The sequence below is a fragment of the Sphingobacterium sp. UBA2610 genome (assembly GCF_002339225.1).
GTDB lineage: Bacteria > Bacteroidota > Bacteroidia > Sphingobacteriales > Sphingobacteriaceae > Sphingobacterium > Sphingobacterium multivorum.
Genome location: NZ_DDKA01000011.1, coordinates 270,110 through 277,385 on the forward strand (window position 1 = coordinate 270,110; position 7,276 = coordinate 277,385).

At 42.6% G+C, this 7,276-nt stretch carries 7 protein-coding genes; 1 reads left to right on the plus strand and 6 read right to left on the minus strand.

Translation table 11 applies throughout. The features are described from left to right. The first annotated feature begins 39 nt into the window (after positions 1-39). Positions 40-1,920, plus strand: coding sequence for a M1 family metallopeptidase (locus B4Z47_RS08680; protein ID WP_236590875.1), 1,881 nt, complete (start codon positions 40-42; stop codon positions 1,918-1,920). 123 nt (positions 1,921-2,043) lie between these two features. On the opposite strand, the gene B4Z47_RS08685 is transcribed toward B4Z47_RS08680, so the two are convergent. From B4Z47_RS08685 to B4Z47_RS08710, 6 genes are all read right to left on the minus strand, one after another. Then, the gene (locus B4Z47_RS08685) at positions 2,044-2,655 is read right to left on the minus strand and encodes an alpha-ketoglutarate-dependent dioxygenase AlkB family protein (protein WP_070565957.1); all 612 of its coding nucleotides are present in this window, start codon (positions 2,653-2,655) and stop codon (positions 2,044-2,046) included. Positions 2,656-2,677: 22 nt separating this feature from the next. Next, positions 2,678-3,514 carry a bifunctional transcriptional activator/DNA repair enzyme AdaA gene (locus tag B4Z47_RS08690; protein ID WP_115046866.1) on the minus strand — a complete coding sequence of 279 codons (837 nt, stop codon included), beginning with the start codon at positions 3,512-3,514 and terminating at the stop codon, positions 2,678-2,680. A 67-nt stretch (positions 3,515-3,581) separates the two neighbouring features. Beyond that, entirely contained in the window at positions 3,582-3,881 is a 300-nt protein-coding gene (locus B4Z47_RS08695; protein ID WP_115046868.1) for a SelT/SelW/SelH family protein, read from the minus strand. A 224-nt stretch (positions 3,882-4,105) separates the two neighbouring features. Continuing rightward, positions 4,106-4,963: a 4,5-DOPA dioxygenase extradiol gene (gene ygiD / locus B4Z47_RS08700; protein WP_201649532.1), complete on the minus strand. Its 858-nt coding sequence runs from the start codon at positions 4,961-4,963 to the stop codon at positions 4,106-4,108. 137 nt (positions 4,964-5,100) lie between these two features. Beyond that, the gene (locus tag B4Z47_RS08705; protein ID WP_115046872.1) at positions 5,101-5,934 is read right to left on the minus strand and encodes an AraC family transcriptional regulator; all 834 of its coding nucleotides are present in this window, start codon (positions 5,932-5,934) and stop codon (positions 5,101-5,103) included. A gap of 909 nt (positions 5,935-6,843) precedes the next feature. Continuing rightward, complete coding sequence (locus B4Z47_RS08710; RefSeq protein WP_147281990.1) at positions 6,844-7,104, minus strand: hypothetical protein; 261 nt, start codon at positions 7,102-7,104, stop codon at positions 6,844-6,846. Between the last annotated feature and the right edge of the window lie 172 nt (positions 7,105-7,276).

Genomic DNA, 7,276 nt, shown 5'->3' on the forward strand with positions numbered 1-7,276 from the left:
ACAGCAAATTTATCTTAGTTTGATTATTTAAACTAGGATATGATAGGACGCACTATATTGAATTACGGATTGACGTTGCTTTTATTGACAGGGGCTGCTCATGCACAAGAACTGTATACCCCAAGGAATATTCAGCAAGCGATCGCAAAGGGGACCCGTACTACAACGGGCATACCGGGAAAAAACTATTGGCAGAATTTTGGAAAGTATGATGTGCGGGTGCAATTGGATCCGGCTACAAAGATGGTGAGTGGAACAGAGACTATTCTGTACACAAACCATAGTCCTGATACATTGAAACGCTTGGCTATCCGATTTGTGAACAATGTGCACAAACCTAATGCGGTACGTGCGGCATACGCTTCGGACGATTACCTGACTTCGGGCCTAAAGATTAAATCGTTTAAATTGAATGGTCAAGTTTACGACGTAAACAGCAAGGACTGGGGAACGGTGAAGTTAGGTGATTTTGGGCAGAAAATCCTTCCGGGAAGCACTGCAACATTGGACATTAGCTGGGAATATCCGTTATCTGTCGAAAGCGACCGTGAAGGGCTATTGAATGCTTCGACCTTTTATTGTGCTTACTCTTATCCGCGTGTGTCTGTATACGACGATTACAATGGCTGGGATCTTCTGGAACATAATGGCCGACAAGAATTCTACAATGGTTTCAACGATTATCAATTTGAGATATCCGTTCCGAAGAACTTTGTTGTTTGGGCGACAGGCGAATTGAACAATGCGGCTGATGTACTGCAGAAACCTATTCTGGACCGTTTCGAAAAATCAAAAGTCAGCGATACCCCAATACATATCGCGACAGATGCCGAAATGAAATCGGGCAAAGTGACAGCACAAGAAGCCTGGAATACGTGGAAATTCAAAGCAAGCTACGTACCTGATTTTTGTTTCAGCGTGAGTGACAATTATATCTGGGACGGGGGGAGTGTAGATTTGGGAAGCAAGCGCGTGAGTGTGCAATCTAGTTATGTCGCCGGAACGCCAGATTTTGAACAATACATTGTCTGGCAACAATACTGCATTGACTGGTTTTCTAAAAATTGGCCTGGTGTCACCTATCCATACCCAACAATGACAGCCGTTCAGGGATTTGCAGATATGGAATATCCGATGATGATCAACGATTCGAGTGTTCCAAATAATCTTGTGGATGCACGGCAAACAGCAGACCATGAAATTGCACATACTTATTTTCCTTTTTACATGGGTATCAATGAGACGCGATACGGTTATATGGATGAAGGTTGGGCTACTGCATTGGAATTCTGGATCGGAAATGCGGAGATTGGTGCCGAAAAAAATAAAGAACTTTTCAAAGATGCCCGTGTAAAGCGTTATATCTTTGACCCCTCTACAGAAGAAGACCAACCCCTGATTACGATGACCTCTCAGTTAAGTGGTTTAGGTTATGGTAACAATGCTTACATCAAGGCCGCGTTGTCTTATATTGCATTGCGGGATTATCTGGGCGATCAACTGTTTAAAAAAGCACTACATCATTATATGGAGCTATGGCATGGAAAGCATCCGACGCCTTGGGACTTCTTTTACAGCATCAACGCCGGAGCTGGGCAAAATTTAAATTGGTATTGGAAAAATTGGTATTTTACCAATAATTACATCGACCTTAAAGTGAATGGTTTTAAACAGCTTGCCGGTAAAAATACACTTACGATCACTAATGTTGGGGGATTTGCAATTCCGTTTGATGTGTTGATTACCTATACGGATGGATCGGTGGAGACAAAACATCAAACTCCGTCAATTTGGCAACACAATGAAAAACAGGTAATCCTGACGTGGACTTCGACTAAAAAAGTGAAAAATATTACCTTGGACGGAGGGATTTTTATGGATTACACAGCCAAGGACAACAGCTGGGACGTTATTAAATAACCCGATCGATCGTGTCAGCCTTTATGTTTGAAAAGGTTGACACGATTAATGACTGAATGCTGTTGTGAAGTTTACCTACAAATAGGTGTCCATTCCTGTAAGCCGTACCTTGGGCCTGTAAGACTACAGCTGATCAATGCTTCGAAATGTCAGATTAATTCGTGCACTGAACGCTTTTTTTGTCGGTGGAAGCCGATGCAACCAATACGTTTGTGTAAGACCTTTCATCACCAATAAACTTCCATGGCCCAAGATGAGGTCTATTTTTTCTTTGCTCGTTTTGTGTTTAAAGGCAAACTTTCGTTCAGCACCAAAGCTTAAAGAAGCAATTGCTCCATTTTTTTTAAGGTCTTTTTCACCGTCACTGTGCCAGGCCATTCCTTCGTCGCCATTGTGATAAAGATTCAACAGGCAGGAATTATACGTCTCCTGTGTTTGTTCTTCGGCAATCTTTTTCAGCTCAAGAAGCTCTTTTGTCCAGGGAAGCGCCCTTTTAGTGGTGTTGGAATAGCTATATTCGAAAGCCTGGTCGCCATACCAAGCCACTTTTCGTTTGGTGACGATTTCGTTTCCAAAAATAATAGCACGGTCATTTACCCATTCGATCGAGTCCATGAGTCTATCAAAATAGTGGTTTGCTTTCTGTGGAGGCAGTATTTTACCATAATAATTGACAGTCCCATCGTAAGGGAGTAGATTTCTATTGCCATCGAAGAGATTGTCGAAAAGTTCCATGTTATCGTATTGTGTGTGTTTATTAAATAGCCGTATGCAAAGTCTCCCATCCGATCATCGCTGTTTTCCGCATTGGATCCCATCGGTAACCACCAAATATACCGCTGTTTTGTATAACACGATGACAGGGGATAAGGTAAGCTATCGGATTGCTACCGACAGCTGTGCCGACAGCACGGGAAGCTTTGGGGTTTCCGATTTGAGAAGCGATAGCACCGTAGGTACTTAAGTTACCCATAGGGATTTTTAATAAAGCTTCCCAGACTTTCAATTGAAAATCAGTGCCTTTTAAATGTAATTTTACCTGGCGGATATCTTTGTCTTGGGGATTTAATGCGCTGAGTGCATTCTCGTGCATGCTATCTCCCTGTTGTCGATATGTTGCGTTCGGAAAGCGTTGTTGAAGGGTGTCAAAAGCTGTTAAGTTGTCATCGGCATAGGCAATATGACAAATACCTTTTGAAGTGGATGCAATTAGCATTGTGCCGAATAAGCTCTGATAATAGGCGTAGGAAATCAATAGATTGGAGCCTTCATTTTTATATTCAGCGGGAGTCATTCCCTCAATATTGATAAATAGCTCATGAAGTCTACTGCTGCTGGAAAGACCAAGTTGATAGGTAATTTCGGCGATATTACTTTCCTTGAGCAATGATTTTGCATGATTTATACTTACGTACTGTAAGAATTTCTTGGGGCTTGTACCAGCCCATGCGGTAAACATGCGTTGAAAATGAGCTTCACTCATGTAAACATGAGAAGCGATCTGACCCAATGTAGGTTGCGTCTTAAAGTTTTCCTGTAAGAAATGTATGGCCTTGGCGATACGTTGAAAATCTACTTCTTGTTGAGTAGTCATGATTGTTCATTTAATTTATACAAAATTGCTAATAAAAAGAAGTCTTTAAAATCCGATTTATGCTAAATTAAATGTTGGATGAAGGAGATTTGTCCGAATGACCCAAGGATTTATCTGGTGCAATTAGATCTCGGATGAGCTGTTTGAGTTCTGTTATTTCGGGGAATCGACCAGCTCTTTTTCGATCGAATATCTCCTGATCCGCTACCCGTACGGTATAACGGCCTGCAATTTTGCTGGGTATGAGTGTAACGCCATGAATCTCATCCGTGAACGAACTCAGCACCTCCTGCGCCATATAAGCGGCACGCAGCATCCAATTGCATTTTGGACAATATTCAATTTCAATAACAGGTTTTGTTGCCATGAGCTAAGTTAAAGTGCGTTGTTTTGTTTTGAACAAATTTATCGATCCTTGCGCTGTAATCAAAGCGCATTTTGTCATGGAAGTTTCGAGATTATTTCCAGCTCGTTGGAGTGAAGTGTAAAACCCGCCCATTCCATATTAAGACAGCCCATTCCATTGGTCTTTTACTCGGTCAATGGAATGGGCGGCTCGTTTTGGATATCCCTAAGAGGTATGCTGGAGGCTTATCCGATTTTCAAAGAAGTCATGGTCAGCGATCCCGCCACTGAATTGTCGTTGAAGAGAAACAGCTCGTCATTTTTCTCCTGTAAACCTAAGGTATAGATTAAAGGGAGGTAATGTTCAGGAGTTGGAATTGCCAAGTCGAACTCTTTGCCCTGTTTTCTGAAATCTATGAGCGCTTGATGGTTGCCGTTCTGAATAAATTTCTTCATTTTTTCATTGGCTATCGTAGCCCACTCATACGCATAGCCTGCCTTATCGAGCTTGTCCCAGGCGACCATTCGTAAGTTGTGCACCATATTGCCGCTACCGATAATGAGCACCCCTTTTTTTCTTAGCGCGTTTAATTGCTGTGCAATCTCGTAATGGTATGCTGCAGGCTGTGTGTAATCAATGCTCATTTGAATAATTGGAACGTCTGCATCAGGGTATAGATGTTTGACTACAGACCATGATCCATGGTCCAGCCCCCATTTGTCGTCGAGATGAACGTCTGTTTTGCTGACAATACGCTGTGTTTCTAAAGCGAGCGCCGGGCTGCCTGGAGCTGGGTATTGGACATCAAATAATGCCTGGGGAAAACCGCCAAAGTCATGAATGGTGGCGGGATGCTCCATCGCTGTGACAAATGTTCCACGTGTTTCCCAGTGTGCCGAGACAACAAGAATCGCCTTCGGTTTTTCAAAAGTTTGGCCAATTTTTTTGAATCCCCGGACAAATTCGTTGTCCTCTATGGCGTTCATGGGACTTCCATGTCCTAAAAATAAGACCGGAAATTTGTCCGTTGCCTCCAGTTCCTCGGAAAATTTATATAAAGAGTTTGCTTTATGAGCTACTCCAGCTAATGGTAATGTTGCCATAATTTTAATAAAATCCTTTCTACGCATTTGATATGATGTGACTGCGTCAATTTTTATTACAAAGGTAAGGGATGGGTTTGGCTAGGCGGTATCATTATCCTGTCAATCTGTTGTACTATTCGGAAATCTGTTGTACGCTATTCGGAAATAAGTTTTTGGATCTCATTTCTAAATTCCGAAGGCGTCATGCCTGCTTTCTTTTTGAAGACATTGGTAAAGTAGGCTTTATCTTGGTAACCGAGTTCAAAACCAATTTCCGAGATCGTTTTAGTCGTTGTCAACAAGAGGTTTTTTGCTTCAATAAGTTTCCGTGTTTCGATAATCTCAGAAACGCTTTGTTGTAATATGCTCTGACAAATCAAATTTAGGTTTCTTGCGGACATAAAAAGCTTCTCTGCGTAAAAATTAACGCCTTCAGGGCGGCGATAATTCTCTTCCAGTATGGAAAGAAAGCTTGTGAAGGTTGTACTCTGATTTTTTAATTGCTGTTGGCTGTCTGGAAATTGCTTTTTTCGTTCAGATTCAATCATGGTAAAGATGGTGCTCAATAGCTGCTTGATAACCGCATAATCTACGGTAGTTTGTAAGCATTCCTCCTGCATTAGCTCACACAAGACTATCAATCTTCCAAAGCAGTTGGGGCTGGCGAAGGTCAATGTCGCATTTTCATGAAAGTGGGTATAAAGTTGGAAAGTTGTTTCGGGGATAAATTCACTTTTAAATCGAATGACCCAAAATTCAATGCTATTGTTGTGCAAAAGAGGTTTGACACGGTGCGTTTTGCCCTGAGTGACAAAACTTATAAATGGAGCGGTGTAGGTTTTTGTTTTAAAATCGATAAAATGTTCGAGTTTCCCTGCCACACCAATAATCAGTTCCTCGAAATCATGTTGGTGTATTTCGTTTTTGGATTGTTGTATGCGCAGTGCCTCATCGGCGTCAACTTTGTAAATTTTGAAAAGTCCGTTCAAAATAAGGGAAATTTTAATTTGCTATTTACGAATATACGGTTTCGTTTGCATATTGGCTATTCGCAGTGTTCTACCGGCAGTTTACAGTTATTGACTTTTGAATCTATGTTATTTTCCAATACTGTGCCCAAATGAGGCTTTGATGGTTGGCGGTACATTTTTTATGTTGGCTAGTTTATAATATAGATCCTTATATGTTTATCCGTTTCTATGCTAGTTTTTCATTTGAGTTGGTATTCCGAAGCAAGGGCTGCTCCGCTTCATCGTTAAATTGAGGTATTCCCCATCTGATGTGAACCCTTGAATCGTTATTTTGTCTGTCTTTATAGCGTGTTTTTCCGAGTTATTTTCGTGTTGCAGCGTCGCTGCGGAATTTTTCGGCTGCGGTTCGGATTGGCGTTGGCCTTTTTTAGGGGCATCCAGGGAATATGGTCGCGTTCGGAGCGTCATTTGCCCGTGTTGGCAGCGGGGTATATGCGGGCTTAGACTCGGACTCAACACGGACTCAACACGGACAGAACACGGTTGCAGGGCAAATCTGCCCCGACCATGGTACGAAGCAGGGCTGGGAGGGTAGTCGGAGGTTCCTGCAGACCTTTGTCAGCAGCCGGAGCGTTGTCCCCGAGCGGAACCACCTTTCCCTAAATAACGAAGAGTTAAGGATGCCTTATTACTTAGGTTAGCTTTTGTCTATATTTAGCTTAGTATTAAGTTAGGTTTTATTTAGATATAACCTATACTATACCTAAACAAAACCTAAATAAAACCTAAACTAAACCTAAGTAAACAGGTAGGAAAGTATAGCTGCAAAAGAAGGTATCCGGAGTGCTGAGTTCTGCGATCTTCCCGTTCCCGTCCATCTGCTGCGCCGGTGCGCACCATCTTCAATTGGGCATTGAGCCGAGCGGGCTACAAAGTGATCCCGGGCTTAGGAAGATCGAACAATACAATGTCCATCCATGTTTCCGCAGCGGAGCTGCACCAAGTTCCGGTTCCGCGGATGTCCGCGGTACGATCCAATTTCCAGGCCCCCCATGTTTCCCCTGCAGAGCCTGTATCAAGTCCCGGTTCCCACGAAGTCCACGCCAAAACCACTTTTCGGCCCCCTTCTGCCCCGGAATCAGCCATTCCAGCCTTCCGATCACCTGTTTTACAAAAAGAATCTCGCACCGTTATAGGCAGTTAAGGGGAAAATGAAATAAATAAGAACAAAAGGCTTGGAAGTTTGTCTGTAAACTCCCTATCTTTGCACCACTCCGCAAGGGAGGGACGGTTGCTTCGAAAGAAGGAATCCTGAAAAAAAGAAGGGTTTAAGTGGGTCGGGCAGGATTTAAAATCCCGC

Excerpts from the sequence above, each read along its gene's own strand:
- B4Z47_RS08695 (WP_115046868.1), bottom strand. The coding sequence starts at position 3,881 with ATGGCAACAAAACCTGTTATTGAAATTGAATATTGTCCAAAATGCAAT.
- B4Z47_RS08680 (WP_236590875.1), top strand. The coding sequence starts at position 40 with ATGATAGGACGCACTATATTGAATTACGGATTGACGTTGCTTTTATTG.
- B4Z47_RS08685 (WP_070565957.1), bottom strand. The coding sequence starts at position 2,655 with ATGGAACTTTTCGACAATCTCTTCGATGGCAATAGAAATCTACTCCCT.
- ygiD (WP_201649532.1), bottom strand. The coding sequence starts at position 4,963 with ATGGCAACATTACCATTAGCTGGAGTAGCTCATAAAGCAAACTCTTTA.
- B4Z47_RS08690 (WP_115046866.1), bottom strand. The coding sequence starts at position 3,514 with ATGACTACTCAACAAGAAGTAGATTTTCAACGTATCGCCAAGGCCATA.